22 protein-coding genes, 2 pseudogenes and 1 riboswitch are annotated in these 26,338 nt (G+C 52.3%); of the genes and pseudogenes, 16 read left to right on the forward strand and 8 right to left on the reverse strand.

Going from position 1 to position 26,338, the window contains the following annotated elements:
- Positions 1-32: 32 nt before the first annotated feature.
- The 3 genes and pseudogenes from GYMC10_RS02120 to GYMC10_RS02130 all read left to right on the forward strand — a co-directional run bounded on the left by GYMC10_RS02120 (position 33) and on the right by GYMC10_RS02130 (position 2,540).
- Positions 33-569: pseudogene (locus tag GYMC10_RS02120) on the forward strand (NAD(P)H-dependent oxidoreductase).
- Between the two features lie 317 nt (positions 570-886).
- Entirely contained in the window at positions 887-1,216 is a 330-nt protein-coding gene (locus GYMC10_RS02125; RefSeq protein WP_009595865.1) for a PadR family transcriptional regulator, read from the forward strand.
- 1 nt (position 1,217) lies between these two features.
- A complete protein-coding gene (locus GYMC10_RS02130; protein ID WP_012818628.1) occupies positions 1,218-2,540 on the forward strand; it encodes an FtsW/RodA/SpoVE family cell cycle protein in 1,323 nt (440 codons plus the stop codon).
- A 73-nt stretch (positions 2,541-2,613) separates the two neighbouring features.
- On the opposite strand, the pseudogene GYMC10_RS33245 reads toward GYMC10_RS02130, so the two are convergent.
- Positions 2,614-2,715: pseudogene (locus tag GYMC10_RS33245) on the reverse strand (alpha-amylase family glycosyl hydrolase); the annotation flags it as partial.
- A 145-nt stretch (positions 2,716-2,860) separates the two neighbouring features.
- On the opposite strand from GYMC10_RS33245, the gene GYMC10_RS02135 reads away from it, so the two are divergent.
- Positions 2,861-4,180 (forward strand): FtsW/RodA/SpoVE family cell cycle protein, encoded by a 1,320-nt coding sequence (locus tag GYMC10_RS02135; protein WP_012818629.1) that lies wholly within the window; start codon positions 2,861-2,863, stop codon positions 4,178-4,180.
- 133 nt (positions 4,181-4,313) lie between these two features.
- Here the strand turns inward: GYMC10_RS02135 and GYMC10_RS02140 are convergent, their stop codons facing one another.
- From GYMC10_RS02140 to nikC, 4 genes are all read right to left on the reverse strand, one after another.
- On the reverse strand, positions 4,314-5,318 hold the full coding sequence (locus GYMC10_RS02140; RefSeq protein ID WP_012818630.1) for an ABC transporter ATP-binding protein: 1,005 nt from the start codon (positions 5,316-5,318) through the stop codon (positions 4,314-4,316).
- Positions 5,315-6,328 carry an ABC transporter ATP-binding protein gene (locus GYMC10_RS02145; protein WP_012818631.1) on the reverse strand — a complete coding sequence of 338 codons (1,014 nt, stop codon included), beginning with the start codon at positions 6,326-6,328 and terminating at the stop codon, positions 5,315-5,317. Before GYMC10_RS02145 ends, GYMC10_RS02140 begins: the two co-directional genes overlap by 4 nt.
- A gap of 1,432 nt (positions 6,329-7,760) precedes the next feature.
- Positions 7,761-8,684 (reverse strand): ABC transporter permease, encoded by a 924-nt coding sequence (locus tag GYMC10_RS02150; protein ID WP_012818632.1) that lies wholly within the window; start codon positions 8,682-8,684, stop codon positions 7,761-7,763.
- Between the two features lie 19 nt (positions 8,685-8,703).
- Positions 8,704-9,600 (reverse strand): nickel transporter permease, encoded by an 897-nt coding sequence (nikC, locus tag GYMC10_RS02155; RefSeq protein ID WP_012818633.1) that lies wholly within the window; start codon positions 9,598-9,600, stop codon positions 8,704-8,706.
- Between the two features lie 160 nt (positions 9,601-9,760).
- Here nikC and GYMC10_RS02160 point away from each other — a divergent pair, with 160 nt between their 5' ends.
- From GYMC10_RS02160 to GYMC10_RS02175, 4 genes are all read left to right on the forward strand, one after another.
- Positions 9,761-11,410, forward strand: coding sequence for a glutathione ABC transporter substrate-binding protein (locus tag GYMC10_RS02160; protein ID WP_012818634.1), 1,650 nt, complete (start codon positions 9,761-9,763; stop codon positions 11,408-11,410).
- A gap of 285 nt (positions 11,411-11,695) precedes the next feature.
- Positions 11,696-12,028 (forward strand): ArsR/SmtB family transcription factor, encoded by a 333-nt coding sequence (locus GYMC10_RS02165; RefSeq protein ID WP_119850358.1) that lies wholly within the window; start codon positions 11,696-11,698, stop codon positions 12,026-12,028.
- Between the two features lie 76 nt (positions 12,029-12,104).
- Positions 12,105-12,647: an SRPBCC domain-containing protein gene (locus GYMC10_RS02170; protein ID WP_012818636.1), complete on the forward strand. Its 543-nt coding sequence runs from the start codon at positions 12,105-12,107 to the stop codon at positions 12,645-12,647.
- Positions 12,628-13,452, forward strand: a complete 825-nt coding sequence (locus GYMC10_RS02175) for an alpha/beta fold hydrolase (protein WP_012818637.1) — start codon at positions 12,628-12,630, stop codon at positions 13,450-13,452. The genes GYMC10_RS02170 and GYMC10_RS02175 overlap by 20 nt, the downstream gene beginning before the upstream one ends.
- Positions 13,453-13,525: 73 nt before the next feature.
- Here the strand turns inward: GYMC10_RS02175 and GYMC10_RS02180 are convergent, their stop codons facing one another.
- Complete coding sequence (locus GYMC10_RS02180) at positions 13,526-14,383, reverse strand: LysR family transcriptional regulator (protein WP_012818638.1); 858 nt, start codon at positions 14,381-14,383, stop codon at positions 13,526-13,528.
- Positions 14,384-14,508: 125 nt separating this feature from the next.
- Between GYMC10_RS02180 and GYMC10_RS02185 the strand changes: the two genes are divergently transcribed.
- The 7 genes from GYMC10_RS02185 (at position 14,509) to GYMC10_RS02215 (ending at position 22,161) form a co-directional block, all read left to right on the forward strand.
- Entirely contained in the window at positions 14,509-15,420 is a 912-nt protein-coding gene (locus GYMC10_RS02185) for a DMT family transporter (protein ID WP_012818639.1), read from the forward strand.
- A 231-nt stretch (positions 15,421-15,651) separates the two neighbouring features.
- Complete coding sequence (locus tag GYMC10_RS02190; RefSeq protein ID WP_012818640.1) at positions 15,652-16,611, forward strand: LacI family DNA-binding transcriptional regulator; 960 nt, start codon at positions 15,652-15,654, stop codon at positions 16,609-16,611.
- 164 nt (positions 16,612-16,775) lie between these two features.
- Positions 16,776-18,038: an ABC transporter substrate-binding protein gene (locus tag GYMC10_RS02195; protein WP_012818641.1), complete on the forward strand. Its 1,263-nt coding sequence runs from the start codon at positions 16,776-16,778 to the stop codon at positions 18,036-18,038.
- Between the two features lie 168 nt (positions 18,039-18,206).
- The gene (locus GYMC10_RS02200) at positions 18,207-19,082 is read left to right on the forward strand and encodes a carbohydrate ABC transporter permease (protein ID WP_012818642.1); all 876 of its coding nucleotides are present in this window, start codon (positions 18,207-18,209) and stop codon (positions 19,080-19,082) included.
- Positions 19,082-19,918 carry a carbohydrate ABC transporter permease gene (locus GYMC10_RS02205; RefSeq protein ID WP_009595886.1) on the forward strand — a complete coding sequence of 279 codons (837 nt, stop codon included), beginning with the start codon at positions 19,082-19,084 and terminating at the stop codon, positions 19,916-19,918. The genes GYMC10_RS02200 and GYMC10_RS02205 overlap by 1 nt, the downstream gene beginning before the upstream one ends.
- On the forward strand, positions 19,915-20,676 hold the full coding sequence (locus GYMC10_RS02210; protein ID WP_012818643.1) for a polysaccharide deacetylase family protein: 762 nt from the start codon (positions 19,915-19,917) through the stop codon (positions 20,674-20,676). Before GYMC10_RS02205 ends, GYMC10_RS02210 begins: the two co-directional genes overlap by 4 nt.
- Positions 20,677-20,727: 51 nt before the next feature.
- Positions 20,728-22,161, forward strand: a complete 1,434-nt coding sequence (locus GYMC10_RS02215; RefSeq protein WP_012818644.1) for a serine hydrolase domain-containing protein — start codon at positions 20,728-20,730, stop codon at positions 22,159-22,161.
- A gap of 67 nt (positions 22,162-22,228) precedes the next feature.
- On the opposite strand, the gene pruA is transcribed toward GYMC10_RS02215, so the two are convergent.
- The gene (gene pruA / locus GYMC10_RS02220) at positions 22,229-23,776 is read right to left on the reverse strand and encodes an L-glutamate gamma-semialdehyde dehydrogenase (protein ID WP_012818645.1); all 1,548 of its coding nucleotides are present in this window, start codon (positions 23,774-23,776) and stop codon (positions 22,229-22,231) included.
- 196 nt (positions 23,777-23,972) lie between these two features.
- Here pruA and GYMC10_RS02225 point away from each other — a divergent pair, with 196 nt between their 5' ends.
- A complete protein-coding gene (locus GYMC10_RS02225) occupies positions 23,973-24,893 on the forward strand; it encodes a proline dehydrogenase family protein (RefSeq protein ID WP_012818646.1) in 921 nt (306 codons plus the stop codon).
- 149 nt (positions 24,894-25,042) lie between these two features.
- Here GYMC10_RS02225 and GYMC10_RS02230 read toward each other — a convergent pair whose 3' ends face one another.
- Positions 25,043-25,504 carry a hypothetical protein gene (locus tag GYMC10_RS02230; RefSeq protein WP_012818647.1) on the reverse strand — a complete coding sequence of 154 codons (462 nt, stop codon included), beginning with the start codon at positions 25,502-25,504 and terminating at the stop codon, positions 25,043-25,045.
- A gap of 136 nt (positions 25,505-25,640) precedes the next feature.
- Positions 25,641-25,813: riboswitch (cyclic di-AMP (ydaO/yuaA leader) on the reverse strand.
- Positions 25,814-26,338: the final 525 nt, after the last annotated feature.

Below are 26,338 nucleotides of genomic sequence, written 5' to 3' on the forward strand. Positions count from 1 at the left end.
AACGCTAGGCGAGAAAAGGGTGGGGATCATACATGAAAACACTAGTGATCGTTGCACATCCGGGTCTGCATGAGGGATCACGGATCAATCGCGAGCTAACCGAAACGGTGGGACATCATCCTGAGGTGACGGTGCATGACCTGTATCAGCGGTATCCGGATGGCATCATCGACATCGCGGCCGAACAGCAATTGCTGCTTCGGCATGACCGCATCGTGTTTCAGTTCCCTTTCTGGTGGTACAGCTCGCCGCCTCTTCTGAAGCATTGGTTCGACGAGGTGCTGACCTTCGGATAGGCTTATGGCCCGGGCGGCGACAAGCTCCGGGGGAAAGAGTGGGGCGTGGCCGTGACGACCGGCGGAGCAGCGGAAGCCTATGGCAACGCAGGATATAACCGATACACGGTGGAAGAGCTCACCCGGCCTTTTGAAGTGACGGCCAGTCTGGTAGGGGCGGTCTACTTGCCGGTATTTACCGTGCATAATGCCATGCAGCTGACAGATGAAGAGCTGCGGCGTCATGCTGAGGATTTTGCGCTGCACGTGACAGGCGCGGTGAGGGCCGGATAAGGGTTACTAATGAAAACGAAAGTTCCTGTCTTCTAAAGTGATAGTTCGATTATCGGTGATGATGGGCAAAACGGCAGGTTGTATGCTCCAAACTATAATTGGTGATTATGGGCGGCGGATGCTCATTAAAAGTGAAGAAAAGAATGGCTGATACATGAGCCTGGCGGCAAAAGCTGCCGGGCTTTTCGGTGTTCTGGCAAATTGACGAATCGCCCGATCATTCGAAAACATGCGTTGCATTGTGGAGTCGCTTATTCTATACTCATATACATAGTTATACGATACATAGATTACCTAGGTATTGGAGTGATAGGGAAATGGGCATTAACAAAGAGCTGCTGAAAGGCAGCACCGTCATTTTATTGCTTACCGTGTTGAACAAGCGGGAAATGTACGGGTACGAGCTGATCAAGGAGATTGAGCAAAGCTCAGATGGGGTGTTCCTCATGAAGGAAGGCACGTTATACCCGATTCTGCACACGCTGGAGGCGGAAGGTTGGCTGGATTCCTCCTGGAGCCAGCATGATGGACGCAAACGGAAATATTACCGGATTACCGAGCGCGGCAGGGAGCAGCTCCATGAGAAGACCAAGGAGTGGGTTAAATTCCGGACGGCGGTGGATACAGTCATCGGGGAGGGAAGCTAGCGTGCGATCGGTTGAAGAATACAAGGTTGTCCAAGACTTCCTGACCCAGGTGTGCAAGCAGGTACGCGCAAGAGCCATGCATCCGGAAATCCGCGAAGAACTGCTCGGCCATATTGAGGAGCGGACGGAGCTTCTGATGCTGGAGGGAAATGCGGAGGAGCCGGCGGTGCAGGAAGCGGTGAAACAGATGGGGGATCCGGGGGATATCGGCAAAAGCCTGCATTTGGCCCATCGGCCTCAGTTGGATTGGAAGCTGCTTATCCTGCTGGCTTTGCTTTCGCTGATTGGGTTGTTCGGGGCACTGAGCGTGGATTATTCCGGTACGGAAAAGATCACAGATATGTTCGCGAGAAAAGTTGTGTTCTTCGGTATCGGCTTGATCCTTCTCATCGGTTTCTATTTCTTGGACTACAGAAAGCTGAAGAAGTATTCCGGGGCTTTGTTTTTTATCATGCTATGCCTGATGGCGATGACGGAATTTTTCGGGACGAATATAAATGGAGCCAACCTCTATCTTCACGTCGGGCCTATTGTGATTCCCATGCTTGGAACGGTGTCCGTCTTTATTCTCCTCTTCTCCTTGGCAGGCATGAAGCCTGCGAATCGGTGGGGACCATGGGAGGCTGTATTCCACATCCTGTATCGGGGTGGGCTGCCGATCGCACTGTACAGCATGAGTGGTTCGATGGTGTATATGTTCATTTATTTGCTAGGATTCCTGATACTGACCTGGACGACGAAAAGGAATATTAAACAATTTGCGGTACTAACATTACTGTCGTTTATTGGTGTGGTTTATATTCTGTTTACTAAAAGGATATACCTCATGTGGAGATTGGAGGGGCTCGAAGACCGCGAGGGGGATGGCGGTTATTTCATGCGGGTCATCACGGATGCCGTTTCTTCCGCCGGCTGGTTCGGTCAAGGCTTTGCTGCGCCAAATCCAGGGATCCCGTACGTTTATAGCGACTCCATATACCCCTATCTGATTTATTGCTTCGGTTGGATGTTTGGCATCGTGGTGGGCATGGTCGTTCTTTTGTTCCTCGCCAGAATGTGGAGCATAGCCCATGTACTTCACGATTCCTACGGGAAAAATATCGTGACCGGCGTCATCGTAGTAATGGGACTGCGCCTGCTCATGCCAATCCTGATGGGACTGGGAGTGGTACCCATTGTGAGCCTGGACTTTCCTTTTATCTCGTATGGCGGCGTCAACAACATGCTGGATTTTGCCATAGTCGGCCTGCTCCTCTCCATTTACAGACGCAAAAACATGATCCCAAGCGAGGTGGGAGAAGCGGCTCCTTTGAAGGCGGCTTAGTGGAGGGTCAATATCTACGCAGCCGCTTCTATTTTAATCGGACAGACTTATCGAACAACACCTGCTGTTTTAACTTACAAGATGACCAGATAACTCTCTTCGGATTGGCTCGGGAGGAACGGGATTCAATAAACCACGGATGTTCATCCGAGGTTTGATTGAGCACCGCATCCATCTTGAGGAGAGTTATCTTTTTTTATCATAAAAAATTGTATAAATATTCATTTTTAAACTAATAACCCCTATTTATATTTGAGCCTATGCCATCGAAATTTATGGAATTCAAACGATAACTTACATTCTGGTCAAGGAGGAACCGCATGCGGCAAATGGAGGGAAATATAGTTGTCCGGCAATTTTTGGACCGTGTGTGCAAGCAAGTGCGCACGAGGCAAATGCATCCCGAGATTCGAGAGGAGCTGCTGGGTCATATTGAGGATCGGACCGAACTGCTGATGCTGGAGGGACTTCCAGAAGAGTTCGCTATACAGGAAGCGGTGAAACAAATGGGGGATCCGGGGGATATCGGCAAAAACCTGCATATGGCTCATCGGCCACAGTTGGATTGGAAGCTGCTCGCTATGCTGGCTCTGTTTTTAATCATTGGACTGGTTGGCATGTTGAGTGTTTATTACGGGGATGAAAGGTATTCCGTTAGTCTTGTAGAGAGGAAGTTGTTTTACTTCGGAATCGGAGTTTTATTCCTGATAGGCTTTTATTTTCTAGATTATCGAAAGCTAAAGAAATACGCGGCCCCTGTGTTTTTCTTTATCGTTATTTTAATGGCCGTTTCATTGGTCTATGGGCAACTGCACAATATGAGAACTGCCTATATTAACATAGGTCACATTGGAGTCAATATCATCACTTTTTCCTTGATACCGCTTCTGCTCGCTTTGGCAGGGATGAAGCCTGCCAGTCAATGGGGACGGTGGGAGACAGCCTGGAACATCCTCTATCGAGGAGTACTGCCTGTAGTTCTCTATAGCATAAGCAGCTCTATTATCTACACGTACATCTATGTGATCGGGTTCCTGGTTTTAACATGGAGAACAAGTAACAGCATGAAGCAATTCGTTATGATCGCCGCGCTGTCTCTTACAGTACTACTTAGCTTTCTCTTCACTCAGACGGATCATTTACTGTTTCGGTGGAGAGAATTTATGAATCCTTCTGCAAATGAAATGTGGTATATGGGGAATAACGCCGATGCCATCCAAGCAGCGGGTTGGTTTGGACAAGGTTTTGGCCAAGCTGCACCAAAGATCCCATATGTCCTTTATGATAACGTGTTTCCATACCTCATCTATTGCTTCGGCTGGTTGTTCGGGGTTGTGGTTGGCGTACTGATTCTGCTGTTCCTCGTTAGACTATGGAATATTTCTACGGTTCACAAGGATCCTTATGCGAAGCATATCGCTGCATTACTCATCGTTGTCTTTGGATTTCGGCTGCTATGGCCGCTGCTCATGGGGCTCGGCATACTTCCAAAGGTTACATTGGATCCACCCTTCTTCTCTTACAGCGGGATGAACCAAATCCTGGACATGGCGGCAGTCGGCCTGCTCCTCTCCATTTATAGGCGCAAAAACATGATCCCAAGCGAGGTGGGAGAAGCGGCTCCTTTGAAGGCGGCTTAGTGGAGGTCGCTGAAGATCATTCTTCGATTTCGGTTAGCAGGCTAAAATTTATTAAAAGAAAAAGCGAGATCTTGGGCTCTCGCTTTTTTCTCGTTTATAGAGAAGCGTCATCATTCGTTCGGTGGCGTATAAGCTATACCTTCTCCAACGTACCGGCCGCAATCTCTTCAATATAGTGACAGGCCGCCTGATGACCTCTCTGCTCTTCGACTTCCCGAAGCATCGGCGCCTCGGATCGGCAGCGATCCGTGGCATACATGCAGCGGGTATGAAACCGGCAGCCGGAAGGCGGGTTGATCGGGGACGGAACATCCCCTTTGAGAATGATGCGTTCCTTCTTGCGCTCGGGATCCATTGTGGGGATGGCCGATAGCAGAGCGCGGGTGTAGGGATGCTGCGGGCGCCGGAAGAGAGAGTGTTTATCCGCGATTTCCACGATCGTCCCCAGATACATCACGATAATTCGGTCCGAAATATGCCGGACGACCCCAAGATCATGAGAGATGAACAGATAGGTCAGCTTGAATTCGGTTTGCAGCGATTTCATCAGATTGAGTACCTGTGCCTGGATGGACACGTCGAGCGCGGAGACCGCTTCATCACTGATGATCAGCTTGGGGTTCACGGACAAGGCACGGGCGATCCCGATTCGCTGCCTTTGTCCGCCGCTGAATTCATGAGGGTACCGATTGGCTTGATAGGCGGCCAGGCCGACCGTTTCCAAAAGCTCGATGGCACGGGACCGACGATCCTTCTTTGGCACGACATTTTGGATGTCCATCGCTTCTTCGAGTACTTGGAGGGCTGTTTTTCTGGGATTAAGCGAAGCGTAGGGGTCCTGAAAAATCATCTGCAGGTCTTTACGCCTTCGGGTCATCTGCGCTTTGTTCAGGGTGAGCAGATCGGTTCCCTCGAACAGCACCTCACCGGAGGTCGGTTCGTCCAGTCTCAGAATAGCCCTGCCCGTGGTTGATTTACCGCAGCCGGATTCACCCACGATACTGACGGTTTCCCCTTCGTGCACAGAGAACGAAATGTCATCCACGGCTTTGACGACGTTGACGGTACGGCCCAGGATGCCGCCTTTGATCGGAAAATACTGCTTGAGGTTTTTGACGGTTAACAGCTCTTTGCTCATGACAGTACGTTCACCTCGCTTTCCGGTTCCCACTGATCGGTGTATTTCCAGCACCTGACTTGTTGGTTATCATCCAGTACCTGAAGCTCCGGCAGTTTGTCGTAACACAGCTTGGCTGCATGGGGGCAGCGGGGGGCGAAGCGGCAGCCTTCCTGCGGATCATAGGGGCTCGGAACCGAGCCCTTAATCGGCTCCAGCGTTTCCTTATCGATATCATGCCGCGGCAGCGAGTTCATTAGGCCGATGGTGTAGGGGTGTTTCGGATGCTTGAACAGGGTCCGCACATCGGAATATTCCACCACCTTTCCGCAGTACATGACCGCCACGTCATCGCAGGTTTCCGCAACGATGCCCAGATCATGGGTGATAAAAATAATCGACATCTGCAGCTTCTGCTGCAGCTCCTTCATCAGCTCCAAAATTTGAGCCTGAATGGTCACATCGAGCGCCGTGGTCGGCTCGTCTGCAATGAGCAGATCCGGATTGCATGCCAGCGCCATGGCAATCATGACACGTTGACGCATACCCCCGGACAGCTGAAAAGGGTACTGCCGGACTCTTTTTTCCGGGGAGGGGATGCCGACCAGCCTCAACATCTCGACGGCTTTGTCCATGGCTTGTTTTTTACTCAGATTTTCATGGATTTGATAGGCCTCCGCGATCTGGTCGCCGACGGTGAAGACCGGATTGAGCGAAGTCATCGGCTCCTGGAAGATCATCGAGATTTGATTGCCCCGGATTTTCCGCATCTGCCGGTCCGATTGTTTGAGCAGATTCTCGCCGTTATACAGGATTTCGCCTCCGACGATTCGCCCCGGATCAAAGATCAGCCGCAGGATGGACAGGGACAGTATGCTTTTTCCTGAACCGGATTCGCCCACGATCCCGAGCGTCCTCCCCTTGCGTACGGTTAGGCTGATATCATCCACGGCTTTCACTTCGCCCAGTTCGGTAAAAAAAGAGGTGCGCAGGTTCTTGATCGTCAGCAGGTTTGGTGCGTGCTCTTCCATCTTGTCGTAGCTCCCTTCGCTTTTGAATGGTCTGACTGTATTTGCGATGATGAGGACTGTGGTTCTGTTATTTTTGATTTTCAGCTTTTGTGTGCATGGACTGAAAACGGCTCAGTTCGCCGCTTTAGCTTAGTTGAGGACTCTGGTTCCGCTATTACTTGATTTTCTGCCTTTTTGCAGCAGGTTGAGGACACCAGATCCGCTATTGCGAGATATTTTAGGATTAATCGGTGATTTCGGGCGCATTAACGGATCGTGTGTCCGCATAGCCTCGAAAATAGGTCGATTATTGGCAAATAGCGGAACATGTGTCCGGATGGGCTCCCCAAATGGCTCGATTAGCAGATCGTAAGTGCGCACGGGCTACCCAACGGCTCAATTACAGTAATTAGTGGGTTGAATGTCCGCATGGATTCGAAAAATAGTCGGTTATTAGCAAATAGCGGATCGTGTGTCCGAATGCCCCCCAAACGGCAGGATTACAGTGATTAGTGATGACCCGTAGCTTCTGTAATCTCGGGTGTACATGGACTTAAAATGAACTCAGTTGGCCACATTAGCTAGTTGAGGACTCTGGTTCCGCTATTTCATTAAATTCCGCCTTTTAGCAGCAGGCTGAGGACACCAGATCCGCTATTGCGAGATATTCCGGGAATAATCGGTGATTTCGGGCGCATTAACGGATCGTGTGTCCGCGTGGATTCGAAAATAGGTGGATTATCGGCAAATAGCGGATCATGTGTCCGGACGGGCTCCCCAAATGGCTCGATTAGCAGATCGTAAGTGCGCACGGGCTACCCAACGACTCAATTACAGTAATTAGTGGGTTGAATGTCCGCATGGATTCGAAAAATAGGTCGGATATCAGCAAATAGCGGATCGTGTGTCCGAATGAGCCCCCAAACGGCAGGATTACAGTGATTAGTGATGGCCCGTAGCTTCTGTAAACTCGGGTGTGCATGGACTTAAAATGAACTCAGTTGGCCGCATTAGCGTAGTTGAGACTCTGGTTCCGCTATTACTTGATTTTCTGCCTTTTAGCAGCAGGTTGAGACACCAGATCCGTTATTGCGAGATATTTCAGGATTAATCCGTGATTTAGAGCGCATTAACGGATCGTGTGTCCGCGTGGACTCGAAAATAGGTCGGTTATCGGCAAATAGCGGATCATGTGTCCGGACGGGCTCGGGCTCTCCAAATGGCTCGAGTACACTAATTAGCGGGTTAAATGTCCGCATAGCCTCGAAATTGTACCAATTATCGGCAAATAGCGGATCGTGTGTCCGGATGGGCTCCCCAAACGGCTCAATTACAGTAATCAGCGGTTTATAATATAAGTCCGCAATGAGCCCAAAACAGCTCGATTTTCGGCAGATAGCGAATCCCGCCGTGTCCGCCTACACTCAACCAGCGATCGACGAAAAATCGCCAATCAATCGAAATCAATGCGCTTGTTGAAGTACCGGTAGGAGATGTCCACGAGCAGATTCACGAGTACAAACATGATCGAGAGCACAAGCACGGTTGCCTGTACGACCGGGAAATCCCGCGCCCGGATCGAGTCGATGACGTACCGTCCCATGCCGTTCACGGCAAATACGGACTCGGTCAGCACCGCCCCGCCCAGCAGGCCTCCAAATTCCAGGCCGATGACGGTAATGACGGGAATCATGGCATTTTTCAAGGCATGCCGGTAGATGATGACGCGCTCCCGGACGCCCTTTGCCTGGGCGGTTCGGATGTAGTCCTGGCCGATGACCTCCAGCATGCTGGACCGGGTCATTCGGGCAATAATCGCGGCGCCCCCGGTCCCGAGCGTGATCACGGGCAGGACGGTTTGCGACCACGTGCCCCAGCCGGAGGGACGGAACCAGCCCAGATCCACGGCAAAATATTGGATCAGCATGAGCCCCAGCCAGAAGTTCGGCATCGACAGCCCGAACAGGGCGATGAACATGACGCCGATATCGGCGGGGGAGCTTTTTTTGACGGCGGAGATGATGCCGGCCAGAATGCCGAGGAATACGGCCAGGATCGTTGAGTACACGGCAAGCTCAACGGTGATCCAGAACCGGCTTTTGAAAATTTCATCGGCGATGGGGCGACTGCTGCGGATCGAATCTCCCAAATCCCCCTGAAGCAAACCGCTGACGTAGTTCCAATACTGAAGCGGCAGCGGATCGTTCAATCCGAGGTTCTCGCGGATCTTCTCGACCTGCTCCTTGGGCGCCCCTTCCCCGATAATGACCTGCGCCGCATCTCCCGGAATGAGGTGCATCAGCAGGAAGACAACGATGGTCACGCCAATGACGACAGGTATCGTTTGAATCAGCCTTCGAATGGAATAGATGAGCATGGCCCGGCAGCTCCCTTCATTATTTTTTCATTTTCGGGTCAAGGACATCCCGCAAACCGTCACCCAGCAGATTAAATGCGATGACAACGAACACGATCGACAAGCCGGGAAACAGGGCCACATGAGGGTGGTCCATGATATAGTTGCGCCCATCATTCAGCATGGCTCCCCACTCCGGCGTGGGCGGCTGCGCGCCAAGACCGAGGAAGGACAGGCCGCTGGCGGTCAGGATCGCTACCGCAATCCGCAGCGTCGCCTGCACGATGATAGGGGATGTGATATTCGGCAAAATATGCCCGAAGATGATTCGGCCATCGCTGGCGCCCAACGAACGCATAGCATCAATATATTCGAGCTTGCGGACGGCCAGCGTGGAGCCCCGAACGACTCTGGCAAAGGTAGGGATCGAAAAAATACTGACGGCAATGATCACGTTGAACAGGTTTTTTCCAAGGACGCTGACAACCGCCAATGCCAGCAGAATGCCGGGAAACGCCAGCATGACATCGGTCACTCTCATAATGATCGCATCCCATTTACCTCCGTAATAGCCCGAGATGATTCCGAGCACGACACCAAAGGCTGCACCGATGATCACCGAGATAAAGCCGACCGAGAGCGTGAGACGCATGCCATGAATAATCCGCGTGAAAATATCCCGCCCGTTGTGGTCCGTACCAAACCAATGGTCGGCGGACGGCTTCAGCAGTTTCGTAGAATAATCCACTTTGGTCGGATCATACTGGGTGAGCAGGGGGCCGAAAATCGCGATAAGGATCATCAGCAGGAGAAAATAGCCCCCGAATAAGGCCGCTTTGTTCTTCTTCAGACGGTGGTAGAAAGATTTCCATTGTACAAGGCGGGTTCCACTAGGGAGCGATTCTGTTGTTCTGGCATCAGCGGTCATGTTAGGCACGTGAAATCATCCTTTCTCCAAGTATGGATGTCAGCATTGATGTCGTATAAACGTGAGGTAAATCTGGCTTCTTCTGGTATAAATATCAAATAGTAAAATATATGTTAACTGTGTATAAAATATTTTCCTATTTTGATTGAGAAGGGGGAGTTTGTTTCACATGACAGGAAATAGAAGATTCAAATGGCTTGTCTGCATTCTGGTCATGCTGACCGTACTGATGTCGGCGTGCGGCAGTCCAAGCAAGAGCAGTAACCCGGAAACGCCGCCAAGCGGCACCAATACGCCGGCACCTGAACCGGGGGCTAAAGATCCTCCCGAAGCAACAACCGACACCGGTGCGAATGAGCTTGTGATTGCCTGGCTTTCTGATCCGCCATCCATGGACCCTCATATGTCGACGGACCAGCAAACGAGCGTAATGACAACGCATATTTATAACACGTTGGTGATTCATGATAAGGATCTGAATATTCAACCGGGGCTCGCCGAGAGCTGGAAGGCAATCGATGAATTGACCTGGGAGTTCAAGCTGAGACAAGGCGTGAAGTTTACGGACGGCTCTCCATTCAATGCAGAGGTGGTCAAAGCCAACATCGACCGTATGCAGGATCCGGAGGTTGCTTCTCCGCGCGCTTCGCTTGTGGGCATGATTAAAGAGGTTAAAGTCGTTGACGAATATACGGTACAGCTCGTGACCGAGTATGCTTTCTCGCCGCTGCTTGCCCATCTGGCCCACTCTGCGGTCAGCATGGTTAGTGCGGAAGCCATCAAGCTGGATTACGAGAAGCTGAAGGCAGGCGAGAAGGCAGGCGCTTATCTGGCGCAGAACCCTGTTGGCACGGGCGTATTCAAACTAGAGAGCTGGAACCCGGGACAGGAAGTGAAGCTGGTGGCGAACGCTGATTATTGGGGAGATAAAGCGAAGGTTGAACGGGTCACGTTCAAGGTGGTGAGCGAAGAGGGAACGCGGATCGCGGAGCTGGAAACCGGTTATGCGCATATTATCGACCCGGTGTCGCCGAGCAGCATCAGCCGTATCGAGAGCACGGACGGCATGTCCCTGAACCGCCAGGCTTCGCTCAGCTTGTCTTATATCGGATTTAATAACAACAAGGAGCCGTTTAACGATGTGCGGGTGCGGCAAGCCTTGTCGATGGCCATCAATAAGGATGAAATCATCTCGGGCATCTACGAAGGCACGGGCATTCCTGCCGTTGGTCCGCTGGCACCGGACGTGAACGGCTATGATGCTACCGTTAAGCCGATCGAACATAACATCGACAAAGCGAAAGAGCTGTTGAAAGAGGCCGGATACGAGGGTGGCTTCTCAACGACCATCTGGACCAATGACAACCCGGAACGAATTAAGATCGCCGAGTACGTACAATCCAAGTTGAAGGAATTGAACGTCGAAGTCAAAATCGAAGTGGTCGAGTGGGGTGCGTATTTGGCCCAAACCGCAGAAGGCAAGCACGACATGTTTGTTCTCGGCTGGTCCACGGTAACGGCCGATGCCGACTATGGCATGTATGAGTTATTCCATTCCAAGAATGTAGGGGAGCCGGGTAACCGTACCTTCACGAAGGATCCGGAACTGGATAAACTGCTGGATGCCGGGCGTAAAGAGAACGATCCGGAGCAACGCAAGCTCATCTATAAACAGGCGCAGGAGAAGCTGGTTGAGTTAGCGCCGATGCTCTATATCCATCATCAGGAGTATTTAAACGGAGTCAGCAGCAAGGTGGAAGGCTTCTGGCGGCATCCGAACGGCATCATGCAGCTGCACCAAGTGTCCATTCAGCCATAAGGATGTCCTGAAAGCTTTATAGCTTTGAATCGTCATGATATAAAGAGGATTTACAGCAAGAGGCTCCTATCCGGGGGCCTCTTGTTTGATGTTGTTCGGTGTTGGGACAGGAGATAGGGTTAACCAGCCAATGGTTCATGATCACCCTCGTCGGGCATCCGCTAGATCATGCAGCTTGCGAGCGAAGGGAGTTGATGTGCTGTCTCGTTTTTTGATGTCAAAAGCATATTGAAAAAAATAATATATACATTGACGCATATATACGCATTGGTGTATATTATAGCCATGAATACTTCAGCTATGCAATTAACCCTCTTCACGATCTCGGAGCCGAACCGCTTCAACATTGTTGAACTCTTAAAGCAAGGGTCGAGATCGGTCAGCGACATCGTAGAGGCTTTGGGTATCGGCCAGCCTCAAGTATCCCGCCATCTGCGGATACTGAGCGAGGCCGGGCTCGTAAAAGTCCGCAAGAACGCACAGCAGCGCATTTATAGTCTCGAAGCCCAGCCGTTCCAGGAGCTGGACGTCTGGCTCGATTCGTTCAGCAGATTGTGGGAGGAGCGACTCGACAAGTTCGAGGACTATATGAGCGACTTTAACGGAGAGGAGAGTTAAGCCAATTCTTTTACTAGCTCCACAGGAAGATGCGGCTCTGCACGCAGAGCCGATTTCACAGATAGGAGGAATTCACATGGGCAGGAAGACCATCATCACGAAAGACCGGGAGCAGCGGAAGCTGACCGTGGAGCGTGTCGTATCGATACCTCTGAAGCTGTCCTGGCAGGGATGGACGAAGCCGGAACACATCGAACGCTGGTGGGGACCAAAAAACTGGAATGCGACGGTATATGAGATGGATGTCAGACCGGGCGGCGTATGGCGCTACAGACTGGCTCCCGATGCGGCGGGAGAAGGGGAAGAAGCCTTCTGCAAGGCGACTTACTCCGAAGTGGCGGAGTTATCGAAGCTCGTTTATACGGATACATTTACCGATCAGGACTGGAATCCCGTTGCAGGCAGCGACATGTTGACCTCGGTTACATTCGAAACAGTCAAGGATGGGACCCGATTAAGCATCATCACCCATTTTGCGAGCGTAGAGCAGCTGGAGGCTGCTGAAGGCATGGGAATGGTGGAAGGATACGCGGATACGCTGGAACGGTTTGAGAACGAAATAAGTTTGTACATAAAGGACAATAAAAGGAGAGATGATCATGAATTACGTGATGTCTAATGACGGTACCCGTATTTTTTATGAAAAGAAAGGGACTGGTCCGGCTGTCATTCTTGTAGCTGCCGCAGCTTCGGATCACAACGACACAACGCGTCTTGGAGAGTTTCTGTCTGAACATTTCACCGTCTACAATTATGATCGGCGGGGACGGGGCAGCAGTACGGATGCGGTTCCGTATGCCGTTGAACGTGAGATCGAAGATATCGATGCCCTTATTCAGGAGGCGGGCGGCAGCGCGTATGTATTCGGAAGTTCCTCGGGTGCTGTTCTGGCTCTGGATGCAGCGAGCAGACTTGGCGGCAGTAAAGTTAGTAAACTGTTTCTATACGAGCCGCCGTTTATCATTGACGACAGCCGTGCACCCGTACCGGCGGAATACGTGCAGCAATTGAATGCGCTGATGGCAGGGAATCGGCGCAGCGAAGCCGTAGAATATTTCATGACAGCCGCGCTGGGGATCCCAACGGAATATGTAGAATTCATGAAGGCAGATCCTTCTTGGCAGGTCATGGAGGGCATGGCGCATACATTGGCCTATGACGGCATGATTATGGGGAGCACGCAATCCGGTCAACCGCTGCCGACGGATCGCTGGGATGTCGATGTCCCGGTCATGGTGATGACGGGCGAGAACAGCGGGTCCATGTTCCATGGGGCCGCTAGCGCATTGGTCGACTTGCTCCCTCAGTGCGAGCACCGGATGCTGCCTGGTCAGGACCATTCTGCCGTCGTGATGGCGCCGGAAGTGCTGGCTCCCGAGGTGTCGGATTTTCTGTTGCCTTCGGCAAATCGAATTCCGGGATAAGCGTGCTTGGCTCATCAAGAAACCGTGACCCTTAGGGCCACGGTTTCTTTGTTTCCTGTTCCGGTGGAAGTATTTATTCGGTCTTCTCAAACGGCTTAATAAAATGATTAAAGGCGCTGGTGCGAAACAGGTCGCGCCGGAATACAAAATGGACCTTGGAGCTGCGGTAACGCTTGGGAATTTGGAAGGCCTGCAATTTCCCGGCATCCACCCAGTCCTGGACGGAAGAACGCGTTAACAGCGAGATACCCAGCCCGGCGGCCACACCGCCCATGATGGCTTCCAGCGTGCCAAACTCCATAATGTTCATGGGCCCCACATTCTCCTCATGGAGCCATTGCTCCAACCGTTTACGGTGGTAGCAGCCCCTGCCAAAGAACAGCAGCGGTTTGGTGAGCAAATCGCGAAGCGCAGCCTCCGTGGGTTCCGAGATGAGGACAAGCTCCTCGTCAAAGGCCCGGATTTCGTTAAAGTCCGGGTAATCCAGAGGTCCGCTGATAAACGCCCCGTCCAGTTCATATTCGTTCAGGGCTCGAATCAAGTCGGCCCTATGGCCTGTAATCAATGACAGTTTCACATTAGGGTAGCGTTTATGATAATCCAGCATGATACCGGGAAGATGTACCGCGGCTGTGGTTTCCGATGAGCCGATTCGCAGCGGTCCCGTCGGTTCTTCCGAGAATTGCGTCGATTTCACGGCTTCGTCAAGCAAACGCGTAATCTGATCGGCATACTTGAGCAGATTACAGCCGGCCGTGGTTAAGGCAACGCCGCGGCTGAGCCGATAGAACAGGGGCGTGTTCAGCTCGGATTCAAGCTGCCGGATTCTAGCGGTCACGTTCGATTGCACGTAACCCAGGCTTGCGGCAGCCTTGGTAATGTTTCCTTCACGGGCAACAGCCTGGAATATCTTCAGATCTCCACTCTCCACCTTAGCAGCCTCCTTATATCCATCATTCACAGTGATGGTTCGAATCTTATTTAATTATTTTACATGATACGAAGGTCGGAATAAACTGTGGATACACCTAGTTAAGGAGAGGGGAAATCATTGGCATGAGCAAACCGCGTATGCTGTTTCTGACGATATTTACGATGCTGGTCGCGGGACTTAACTTCCCGATCGGCAAAATGGCGCTGTCCTTCGGTTCCCCATTCGTGCTGCTGGCGATCCGGTTCGTGGGAGCGGGGCTTCTGATGCTGCCCTTCATTGCAAGGCGGCCCCATCCCAGGAGCGGCGCTGCCTGGCTGAAGCTGGCAACGATCGGTCTGTTTCAATCGGCACTCGTGATGAGTGGCATCTACCTGAGCATGCAGACCATTTCCTCCGGCAGCTCCTCGGTTTTATCTTCCAGCAACCCGATCTGGTTCATCGTGTTCAGCTTCCTGATCTTCGGTATGAGGTACCGTCTTCTTCAGTGGGCGGGCGTGATCATCGGTTTTATCGGCGTGTTCATTACGCAAGGCTTGCAGATGCAGATGCAGAGCGGATTCTGGTTTGCGTTGGGCGCGGGGATGGCTTGGGGAATGGCGACGCTGCTAAGTTCCCGTTGGGGCAAGGAGTTTGACGCTTGGGTCATGGCTGCCTATCAGATGCTGATCGGAGGCATCCTCCTGCTCATCGCAAGCCCGCTGCTGGAGCAGCCGCATTTTGTATGGGATTCATCTCAGATCTTGAAGGAGCTCTTTGTTCTAGGCTGGATGATTCTGATGAGTTCGATTGCCCAATTCGTCACTTGGTATTATGTGCTGCGCAACAGCGATCCCAATAAAGCTAACGTGTATCTATTCCTCATTCCCGTGTTCGGCGTATTATCCGGATGGCTTATACTAGGCGAGCAGCTGCATTGGTACACCTTGGCCGGAACAGTCTGTATTGGGCTTGGCATTTATCTGGTGAACCGGCCTGGACGAGTGGACGTAACAAAAGATCCATTCATGATCAAGGAGCGGTGCGGTACCGCATAAAGGCAAGAAACCTAATATATTCGAATTTAGCAGGTCGCGACGATGCCATTCGTGCGGCCTGCTTTTTGCCATGACAAGCAAAGGTTTTCTGGCCTGAGCAGGTATCACGATAAGTTATGACAAGGGGGAAATCCAAGAAAAATCTTGTCCCAGCAAAATAAGTAAATTTTATTAAAAATAAATCCATGTTATATTAAATTTACTAACGCCTTTGGAGAGGGGATAGGATTCATGAGTGGTTTGAAGGAAATTGCAAAGCTCGCGGAGGTCTCGGTGTCTACGGTGTCCAACGTGCTGAACGGGCGCAAGAACGTGGGGCGGGAGACGAGGGAGCGGGTGCTGAGGTTATGCTCGGAGCACGGCTATTTTCCGCATAAGTCAACCAAATCCGATAAAAGCAACACGATTATATTCGTCTTCAGCGACTTTGATCGCGATTATTATTTAAAAATCATCAAGGGGATCAGCCATTGCCTCACGGAGAATGGATACGACCTCATCATCTGCACGAATAAATCCAGCACCAATTTTATGCGCAGCAAGTTTGCAAGCGGTACCATAAGCCTCGACCGGAACATGACGGACGAATATTTAGTCTCGGTAGCCACGCCGCAGTTCCCCGTCGTTCTCATGGACCGGATTATCGACAACGAGTATGCCAATACCAAAAGCGTGATCGTGGACAATTACCCCGTGATGTGCGAAATGGTTCAGGCGCTGGTGGATAAACAGTTCAGAACCTTTGGATACATTGGCGGACTGGAGTTTACCCTGGATCATAAGGAACGCTTCGCCGGATTTATGGATACGCTTTCGAAGAATGGCATCGCGTTTGACAGGCGGAATTACTTCCATGGCGATTACAGCGAGGAAAGCGGATATCAGGCGGCCAAGATCCTGATCCTTAGCAACGCATTGCCGGAAGTGCTGGTCTGCGCTAACGACAATATGGCTCTGGGCGCGATCAAAGCTTTGGAAGAGAACGGCATACGGGTGCCGGAGGACATATCGATCACCGGCTTCGATAATTCGGACGCGGCGGCGATGGCCGGCTTGACGACCATTGCGATCCCGCGTTATGAAAGCGGTTATTTGGCGGCGAAGGAGCTGCTCGAGATGATCAAGGGCACGACGGGCAGGGAGCCCTTTAAACTGAATGCCACGATCCAGTGGAGAAAAACGGTGAGATAAACTTTATTTTTACAGCTAGTAAAATATCATAGATTTTACTAGTTTTTTTACTTAGTATTTTTATGAAAACGTGTACATTTTTTATTGACATTCTAGGTAAACCGCCCTATGATGGGTTTGTAAACGTTTTACTTTATAGAGTCCTTGAGGGGGAGGCGTGTCACTTGAAAAAAGTAAAAAAGGTATTGAGCATACTTACGGCAACGGCTTTGGTTGCGACACTCGCGGCCTGCGGCGGTACATCTGACAAAGATTCTGGAGCAGCAGCCGGAGGAGATGGGGGAGATAAGCTGAAGAAGATAACCCTCTTCCAATCGAAAGTCGAAATTACGGAACCTCTTGAAGCCTTGGTTAAAACCTATAAAGAAGAAACCGGCAACGAGGTTGAGGTATGGGGTGCCGCGGGCGACGCTTATTCGCAGCAGCTGGTGGCGAAGCTCAGCAGCAACCAGGGCCCAACGATATTCAGCGTGGCTCCTGGACCCGAGTCCGAGAAGCTGAAATCCTATTTTTCCGATTTGAGCGGCGAGGAGTACGTTAAGAACATTGCGCCGGACATGGAATTGAAGGTCGAAGATAAGACCGTCGGCGTTCCGTACGGCGTAGAAGGCTTCGGTCTCGTATATAACAAGGATCTGGTGGATCCGGCCAACATGAAGGACCTGGACTCCTTCACCAAGACGCTGGAGCAGCTGAAGGCTGACGGCAAGAACGGTTTGAGTCTGTCCCAGGAGGCTTACTTCCTGATCGGACACATCATCAACACGCCGTTTGCGCTTCAATCCGATCCGCTGGCCTTCATCGACCAGCTGAACAAGGGCGAAGTGAAGATGGCCGACACGAAGGAGTTCCAGGAATGGGCGAAATTCATGGATGTCATCAAGGCCAACACCAAGAATCCGCTGGAAGTGAAATACGATAGCCAGATGGGCGACTTTGCAACGGAAAAAACGGCCATGGTGCATCAGGGCAACTGGAGTTATTCCATGCTTGCGGACTTCGGCGATTTCGGCTCCAAAGTCGGCATGATGCCGTTCCCGCTTGCCGGCAACGATAAGATCGCCGTAGGCGTAGCCAGCTACTGGGTCGTCAACAATCAGGCGGACGCTGAGGAAGTCAAAGCCGCAAACGCTTTCCTGAACTGGCTCTTCACGAGCGAGACGGGCAAGAAGGCCATCGTGGACGATTTCAAATTCATCCCGGCTTTAACGAACATTGAAGCAGGCGATCTGGACCCGTTGTCTCAAGCGGTGCACGAAGCAACCACGAAGGGCGAGACGATCACTTGGGCGCTGAACTACTTCCCATCGGGTATCATCACCAATGATTTGGCTCCGGCTACGCAGGAGTACTTCATGAATCCGGGCATGACAGGCGAGCAGTTCCTGCAGAAACTCGATGAAGTATGGGCGAAAGCATCGAAGTAATCTAATTGAAGCCGAAAGGCAATCATCTGATATCACAATTCCATGAAAACGAAAGCCTAGCCTCAGACGTTCTGATGATGAGCGTTAGGCTTTTGTTTTTTCTAACACGACTTCAAGGTTTGATGCCGCCTTGCGGGAATCATCCGGAACGGAAAGAAGGTATGGATTATGAGCAAAAGAAAGGATAAAGCCTGGTTTGCCCTGTTTACGGTGCCGCTTCTGTTTATTTTCACGACCGTGGTCATCATCCCGTTCATTATCGGGATCGTGTACTCCTTCGTCAATTGGGACGGCATTCCGGCGAATCCGAAAGTATTCGTAGGGTTCGACAATTACGTTCAGCTGTTCCAGGACGACCGATTCCTGTCATCGGCTTGGCATACGGTTCAATTCACGCTGCTCGCGCTGGTATGCGTCAACGTACTGGGACTGGGCTTTGCGCTGCTGGTGACGACAAAGCTCCGCTCGAGAAATGCGGCGCGGACGATGTTTTTCATGCCGAACCTGATCGGCGGCCTGATTCTGGGTTACATCTGGCAGTTTATTTTTACGGATGCGTTCAGCTTCCTGGGCGAGAAGACCGGATTCGACAGCGTGTTCTTTAACTGGCTGCTGCATCCGCAGTTTGCGCTGTATGCGATCGTTGCGGTATTCACCTGGCAGCTGGCGGGTTATACGATGATCATCTACATCGCAGGCATCCAGGGGATTCCGGATGAGCTGATGGAAGCGGCGAAGGTCGATGGCGCCAACCTGTGGCAGCGACTGAAGAGCATCGTGTTCCCGCTGTTAATGCCTTCGTTCACGATCTGTCTGTTCCTGACGCTGTCCGGGGCGTTCAAAATCTATGACGTAAACCTGTCGTTGACCAAGGGCGGACCGAGCAATGCGACGGAGATGTTTGCGATGAATATTTTCAACGAAATTTTCGCTTACGGTAATTATGGATTAGGTCAGGCGAAAGCGATCATCTTCTTCCTGATTGTGGCCGGACTCACGCTGACGCAAGTCATCATCACGAAGAGAAGAGAGGTGCAGATGTAATGAAGAAATCAGGGAAATGGCTGCTCGATATCCTGCTGTTCCTCGCCTCGCTGGTCTTCTTGTCTCCGGTCTTCATCATGCTGATCAACTCCTTTAAGGATCGTGCCGAGCTGTATGAGAATGCGCTTGCGCTGCCTTCTTCCTTCAGCTTTGAGTACTATAAATCCGCGATGGAGAAGATGAATTTCTTCACGGCGCTAGGTAACTCGCTGTATGTCACCGTCATCTCGGTGATCATCGTCATCGTGCTCGCCTCCATGACGGCATGGATGCTGGTACGGACGGACAATAAGCTGAGCAAGGTCATTTTCTTCACGTTTGTGGCAACCATGCTGATTCCGTTCCAGACGCTGATGATGCCGCTGATGCAGGTGATGGACTGGATTCGCACCAATCTGCACATTCCGATGCTCAACACCCATGAGGGCTTGATCTATATGAACGTCGGCTTTACGTCCAGTATGGCAGTCTTCCTGTACCACGGGTTCATCAAATCCGTGCCCGTTGCGCTGGAGGAGGCGGCTACCCTTGACGGCTGCTCCAAGCTGGGCGTGTTCTGGCGGATCGTGTTCCCGCTGCTGAAGAACATCAGCGTGACCATCGCGATCCTGAACGTCATCGCGCTGTGGAACGACTATCTGCTTCCATCGCTGACGCTGTCGGACAAAGGGCTGCGGACAATCCCGCTCTCGACCTTTTATTTCTTCGGAGAATTCACGATCGTGTGGAACCAGGCGATGGCCGGTCTGACGCTGACGATCATCCCGGTTGTCATTTTCTACGTTTTCGCGCAGAAATACATTATCAAAGGGATTGCCGCAGGTGCTGTGAAATGAGGCGGATCATTACGAGAGCCGACGACTATGCTTCCAGCCGTTCCGCCAATGCTGCGATTGCCAGGACCGTTGAGGCCGGATTCATCAAAAATGTGTCCATTATGGCGCCCGGTCCTTATCTTGCCGAGGCCGCGCAGCTGCTGGCGCATCGCAAGGACATCTGCTTCGGCTTCCATATGACGCTGAACGCCGAATGGGATAACGTACGCTGGGGACCTGTTGCCGCGAAGGAACAGGTTCCTTCGCTTGTCGATCGGGCCGGGTACTTCTATCAGGACCCGAGCTTGTTTCAACATCATCCGCCTTCGCTGCAGGAGATCCTTATGGAGTGCGAAGCGCAGCTGGATAAACTGACTGCGGCTGGCTTTAACATTTCTTACGCGGATTCCCATATGCTGCCCGAGCGCTTCATTCCCGGGCTGCAAGAGGAGCTGGACCGCTGGATGGAGGCGAAGGGGCTTATCAACCACCGATATTACTACAACTTTTTCCCTGGCGGCGTTCCGGACGGGGCCGAGTCGTTTGAAAGGGTGCTTGGCGGCCTGACGGACGAACAGTACTTTTTCCTGTCCCATCCGGCGCTGTATTCGGAGGAAATGGTGCAGTGCGGCAATGCTCAAGTGGATGGGGAGGAGCTGGCACGAGGGCGTGATCAGGAGGCCGCCTTCCTTGCTCGGGAGGACTTGAACGAGATTAGCGAACGTTGGGGCTTCCGTACCGTGCGATATGATGAAGCGGCGCCGATATCTGGTGTATAATGGAAGGGTCATGATGAATTTATCTTGTTATACAGGGAGAGGCGGAATAGGATGAACACGAACACGGTTCGATTATTGCCAAGAAGTACCCCCGAAAACCAAGGAATCTCATCTCAGTCCATCAAACGTTTTATCGGCTCGATTCAGGAGAAGGAGCTTGAGCTGCACAGCTTCATGCTGGTTCGGCACGGGCATTCCGTCGCGGAGGGCTGGTGGAAGCCGTACGACGCGGACAAACCGCATATGCTGTTCTCGCTAAGCAAGAGCTTTACCTCTACCGCGATTGGACTCCTGGTCCAGGAGGGCCGGATTACGCTGGAGGATCGGGTGATCGGCTTTTTCCCGGAAAACAAACCGGAGGATCCGTCCCCGAATCTGTCCGCGATGACGATACGCGACTTGCTGATCATGGGCACGGGACATGCCCAGGAGCCTGCCATCCAGTCCGATATTTGGGTGGATGATTTCTTCAAGCAAGCAGTCGAGCATGAACCTGGAACCCACTTTGTATATAACAGCGCAGCGACGTACATGCTCTCGGCCATTCTGCAGAAGGTCACCGGCATTACGCTGCTGGATTATTTGCAGCCCCGTCTGTTCGAACCGCTCGGCATTCAGGGGGCTGCATGGGAAAGCTGCCCGCAGGGAATCAACACCGGCGGCTGGGGTCTTAAGCTGAAGACCGAGGACATCGCCAAGTTTGGCCAGCTCTATCTTCAGAAGGGAGAATGGGATGGTCGGCGCTTGATTCCGGAGGCTTGGATTGAAGAAGCGACCTCCAAGCAGATATCCAACGGACCTGCGGATTCCACTTCGGACTGGACCGAAGGATACGGCTATCAATTCTGGATGTGCCGCAACGGCGCTTATCGAGGCGACGGCGCGTTCGGGCAATTCTGCATCGTGTTCCCGCAGCAGGATGCGGTTCTGGCGATTACTTCCGGCCTTGGAGATATGCAGGCCGTGCTGAATGAGGTATGGGAGCATTTGCTGCCGGCGATGGGAGCAGATCCGCTGCCGGCCGATGCCGATGCGGCAGCCTCCCTTGCCGAAACGCTGCAAGCGCTTAAGCTGGATCCGCCAAGCGAGGAGGCGTTATCTCCGATTGAGAAGGACGTATCCGGGATCGTCTATGATCTCGAAGAGAACGAGGAGAAGCTGCATTCGTTCTCCGTCCGGTTTGAAGAGGATGGCGGGGTGTTGGAGCTTACGGGGGAACATGGCGTCAACTCGATTGCCCTTGGCCGGAGCGAGTGGAAGTCGGGAACCACGAAGCTGATCATGATGACGGATCAAGCGTATGCTGCCTCCATGACCTGGAAGGATGACCGGACGCTGCAGCTGATCGTCAGGCTGACCGAGACGCCGTTCTACTTAACGACGGAATGCACCTTCAGCGAGGAAGGCATTCATCTTGCCTACTGGATGAACCAATCGTTTGAAGGCAAGGTAGTCCGGGAGATTAAGGGCAAAGCCAGGGCATAATGCCGATAAAACAAGGTACATCAAAAACCTCTCCATGATCATGGAGAGGTTTTTTGGCATGCCGTATTCAGAACCGTTCTGACACCACCTTCGGCTGCGTGAACAAGAGCAGGTAGTCGCGGCCGCCGGCTTTGGAATCCGTGCCGGACATATTGAAGCCGCCGAACGGGTGGGTGCCCACCAAGGCGCCGGTGCATTTCCGGTTCAAATACAGGTTGCCGACATGGAAATCGCGCCGTGCCTGCTCCAGATGCGCGCGGTTGTTCGAGATCACCGCGCCGGTCAGCCCATAATCGGTATTATTGGCGAATTGAATCGCTTCGTCGAAGGAGGCTGCCTTCGTGAAGGCCACCACCGGGCCGAAGATTTCCTCTTGGGAAATACGGGCAGTGCTGTCCACATCCGCAAAAATCGTAGGCTGAATGAAATACCCCTCCGGATCGCCCGGAAATCCGCCAAGTACCAGCTTGCCTTCGCTTTTTCCGATTTCGATATAGTCGAGAATTTTACGGTACGCCTTATCGTCGATGACGGGTCCCACCTGAGCCTCGGCATGGGAGGGGCTTCCGATCACCAGCTTCTTGGAGCGCTCGATGACCTTCTGCAGCACGGTATCATAGACGTCCTCATGCACGATGGCTCTGGAACAGGCGGAGCATTTCTGGCCGGAGAAGCCGAAGGCCGAAGCGGTAATCGCATCCGCAGCAAGGTCCAAATCGGCTTCGTTGTCCACGATGATGGCGTCTTTCCCGCCCATTTCGGCGATGACGCGCTTGATCCATCGCTGCCCCGGCTGCGTTTTGGCCGCACGCTCTTGAATTCGCAGTCCAACGTCGCGGGAACCCGTAAAGCTGACAAACCTGGTCAAAGGGTGATCCACCAAATAGTCGCCCACTTCCTGACCCGGACCAGGCAGGAAGTTAACGACACCCGGAGGCAGGCTGACTTCTTCCAGAAGCTGCACGAATTTGGCGGCTATGACCGGGGTGGTGCTCGCCGGTTTCAGCACAACGGTGTTGCCGGAGACGATGGCCGCCGTGGTCATACCGGCCATAATCGCGAGCGGGAAGTTCCAAGGCGGAATGACGATGCCGACGCCAAGCGGGATGTAATCGAGATGATTCTCTTCCTCCTCGTGGACCGTCAGCGGCTGGGGCGCGCTCAGGCGCTGCATTTCGCGTGCATAGAACTCCATGAAATCGATCGCTTCGGCCGTATCCGCGTCCGCTTCGGCACGCGTCTTGCCGGCTTCGAGGGTCATCAGCGCGGAGAACTCGAGCTTGCGCCGCCGCATGATTGCCGCGGCCTTGAACAGGTAGCGTGCCCGCTCGTTCGCCTCGGTGTGCTTCCACGTCTCAAAGGTACGCGCCGCCGTCTGAATGGCTTGCTCGGCAAGCTTAGTATCCGCTTGGGACACGACGCCGATGACTTGGCGTTTGCGCGACGGATTGACCGACTTAGCGGTACGTTCCGTATGGATTTTGGCACCGCCGATAACCAAGGGGTACGATTGGCCAAGCTCGGCTTCGACCCCGGATAACGCCGCATCGTATAACTTGTTGTTCCACTCGTTGTTGAAGTCCATAAATGGTTCGTTCCGAAAAGGTGCTCGCATGGGGAGGCCCCTCCTTAACATGATATGAATCGAAGCTTCAGGCCAATGGTCCAGCTGCGGATCGTCATGGTGGCATGGTTAGGATCTCCTGGTGAAAACCTCTATTTAAATATGTATGTCTCCCTGCATGCCGTCATGATTTTTGCATATGAGTTAGATAGAGTCATTTTGGTTACCTTGCAAAGGGGGCGCGCGCATGGACGGAACCGAGCTTTACCGTAAAGTGATCCTGACGGTGTCCGGCAATAAACTCGTGAAATGGCTGTCGATCAAGTACGGCCGGAAATTGGCTGGCCGATTCATTGCCGGCGATACCTTGGATGAGGCGCTGGACGAAATCGAGAGGCTGAACGCGAAAGGCATTCTCGTTACGCTGGATCATTTGGGGGAGGGCATTACGACGCTGGATGAAGCGGCCGGGTACCGAGAGGAATATTTGAAGCTGGTGGAAGGGATTGGGAGGCGCGAAGTGCAATCGAACGTATCCTTGAAACCGACGCAGATGGGCATGGCCCTGGACCCCGAGAAGGCTTACGAAAACATCAGGTCGGTGGTAAGAAAGGCTAAAGAGCACCGCAACTTCGTTCGCCTGGACATGGAGGATTCGCCGTATACCCAGGCAACCATCGATATGACGCTCCGCCTTCATAAGGAGGGGCTGACCAATGTGGGGACCGTGATGCAGGCCTACTTGTTCCGTACGGAGGAGGACGTGAAGAATCTGTTAAGGGCCGGCGTTAATTTACGGCTAGTAAAGGGCGCGTACAAAGAGCCGGGAACCATCGCCTTTCAGCAGAAGCGGGAGGTCATTGACAACTACAAGAAATTGGTCAAAATGCATTTCGACCAAGGGGCCTACGTCGCGATTGCCTCGCATGACGACAACATCATCGACTGGGTGAAGGTATTTGCCGAGCAGAGCCGCATAGACAAACAGGACTATGAATTTCAGATGCTGTATGGACTGCGGATGAACGATCAAGCAGCGCTTGCGCAGGACGGCTACCGTATCCGGTGTTATATGCCCTATGGAACGATGTGGTACCCGTATTTCACCCGGAGGCTGGCAGAGAAGCCGGCCAATCTGATGATGGTGCTCAAAAATATGTTCAAGTGAGCGGGATCCGATTGCAGAACCCCGTCAAAATGCCTGATGAAATAAGTGGCTTTTTGACGGGGTTCTTCATGGTTTCAAAAAACATCAGGCTGCTTAGAAGTGCCCAATCCAAAGGAAACGGGGATAGTAGCTCTCTGTAGCTGCTGCCCCTAGAAATGATAATACGCCTCCGAGCAATCCATCAGGAAGGAACGCTCCAGCGGCAGACTGCCTAACCGCTTCCGGCTAATGTGCTGATGCTGATTGGCCTCTAAATCGGCGAGGGCCGATACCGCCAACAGCATCCGTACGGATCCCCATTGCTGCTTTTGGACATAGCGAATGGCTTCCATCACGTGCATGCCTCTCAGCCTTGAGAATACGGATGCCCAGCGAACCAGATCCGCAAACTCTCTTGTGCTGGGCAGCGCATATTCGGCATACCCGGATGCGTTTTTACAGCTGATTTTGAACAAGCCGCAGTTCCTGCTGTGATCGCTCCAGGGGATAAAACGTTCGGCCGAACCCCGGTCGAAACGAAATATCTCCATATGGCGGATAGTCTCTTCACCTAATGCAGGCACTGCGGTTTCGATGACGGGTGTAAGCGCTGCCTCGATGAGTTTCGTCATGATATGATCTACGCTCCTTTATAAGAATGTTATATGCACGGCAAATAGGCCTGGTGAGCAGAGAAACCCCGCTCTCCAGGCCTATTTATGGTTAGAGCCCCAATTCCGGCGGCCGCTATGCCAAAGCTTGGATGGTATTCTCTCTCAACAACGCGCCTACGAGGTTAGCTGACGGATTCGGACTGAGAGCACCCTACCACTGGGCCCTTCGATCCTAGGCGCAGCGGATTCACCCCATTCACCAATCGAAGACTGGTGACTTTGGTTCCCCCGTCTCCCGGTCTGTCGGGAGCTCGGCGTATAACGTGTTTCGAATAGATGGATGAATCATACGCCGGAGGAAACGAAAAGTAAATGACCGTATGGGACGAATAGATTCCGAAATGTGATGAAAACGGTAAAAGAAAACGCGTACAATCGGCCGTGTCATCTATTATCGTGGCAAAATCTCGGTATCTCGTTGGATTGCGATAAATAAGAGAAAACAAGAGAAATACATAGTATAGAGCAGTATACGGAAGATAAAGACGAAATACTGCTTGGTTCCTGTTCGACATAACGCCAGATGTGTTTTTGCTCACATTTACATCCTGCAGGGCCGGACGTATGATACGAACTATGAATTGACGGTTATCAACGACCAAGGCATACGGGCAGCCGTTCCATGAAGGTAAAGGCAGTGTGAGAGCTGCGCCTGGCGCTTTATGGATCGAATCTTAGGAGAAGGCACCATGGGCCTTGCTGAGATTTGAAGGTAGAGGCGACTCTCACCGCGTGAACCTCCTGTTGCTGTGCTGTTATGCCCAGTCTGGATGACAAGTCAATGGCTAATAG

Origin of the sequence: Paenibacillus sp. Y412MC10, assembly GCF_000024685.1 — a bacterium.
Classification (GTDB): domain Bacteria; phylum Bacillota; class Bacilli; order Paenibacillales; family Paenibacillaceae; genus Paenibacillus_AQ; species Paenibacillus_AQ lautus_A.

Bases quoted from the DNA above. Each gene is read 5' to 3' on its own strand.
- GYMC10_RS02125 (WP_009595865.1), top strand. From the start codon at position 887: ATGGGCATTAACAAAGAGCTGCTGAAAGGCAGCACCGTCATTTTATTG.
- GYMC10_RS02135 (WP_012818629.1), top strand. From the start codon at position 2,861: ATGCGGCAAATGGAGGGAAATATAGTTGTCCGGCAATTTTTGGACCGT.
- GYMC10_RS02140 (WP_012818630.1), bottom strand. From the start codon at position 5,318: ATGAGCAAAGAGCTGTTAACCGTCAAAAACCTCAAGCAGTATTTTCCG.
- GYMC10_RS02145 (WP_012818631.1), bottom strand. From the start codon at position 6,328: ATGGAAGAGCACGCACCAAACCTGCTGACGATCAAGAACCTGCGCACC.
- GYMC10_RS02150 (WP_012818632.1), bottom strand. From the start codon at position 8,684: ATGCTCATCTATTCCATTCGAAGGCTGATTCAAACGATACCTGTCGTC.
- GYMC10_RS02160 (WP_012818634.1), top strand. From the start codon at position 9,761: ATGACAGGAAATAGAAGATTCAAATGGCTTGTCTGCATTCTGGTCATG.
- GYMC10_RS02165 (WP_119850358.1), top strand. From the start codon at position 11,696: ATGAATACTTCAGCTATGCAATTAACCCTCTTCACGATCTCGGAGCCG.
- GYMC10_RS02170 (WP_012818636.1), top strand. From the start codon at position 12,105: ATGGGCAGGAAGACCATCATCACGAAAGACCGGGAGCAGCGGAAGCTG.
- GYMC10_RS02175 (WP_012818637.1), top strand. From the start codon at position 12,628: ATGAATTACGTGATGTCTAATGACGGTACCCGTATTTTTTATGAAAAG.
- GYMC10_RS02185 (WP_012818639.1), top strand. From the start codon at position 14,509: ATGAGCAAACCGCGTATGCTGTTTCTGACGATATTTACGATGCTGGTC.
- GYMC10_RS02190 (WP_012818640.1), top strand. From the start codon at position 15,652: ATGAGTGGTTTGAAGGAAATTGCAAAGCTCGCGGAGGTCTCGGTGTCT.
- GYMC10_RS02200 (WP_012818642.1), top strand. From the start codon at position 18,207: ATGAGCAAAAGAAAGGATAAAGCCTGGTTTGCCCTGTTTACGGTGCCG.
- GYMC10_RS02205 (WP_009595886.1), top strand. From the start codon at position 19,082: ATGAAGAAATCAGGGAAATGGCTGCTCGATATCCTGCTGTTCCTCGCC.
- GYMC10_RS02210 (WP_012818643.1), top strand. From the start codon at position 19,915: ATGAGGCGGATCATTACGAGAGCCGACGACTATGCTTCCAGCCGTTCC.
- GYMC10_RS02215 (WP_012818644.1), top strand. From the start codon at position 20,728: ATGAACACGAACACGGTTCGATTATTGCCAAGAAGTACCCCCGAAAAC.
- pruA (WP_012818645.1), bottom strand. From the start codon at position 23,776: ATGCGAGCACCTTTTCGGAACGAACCATTTATGGACTTCAACAACGAG.
- GYMC10_RS02225 (WP_012818646.1), top strand. From the start codon at position 23,973: ATGGACGGAACCGAGCTTTACCGTAAAGTGATCCTGACGGTGTCCGGC.
- GYMC10_RS02230 (WP_012818647.1), bottom strand. From the start codon at position 25,504: ATGACGAAACTCATCGAGGCAGCGCTTACACCCGTCATCGAAACCGCA.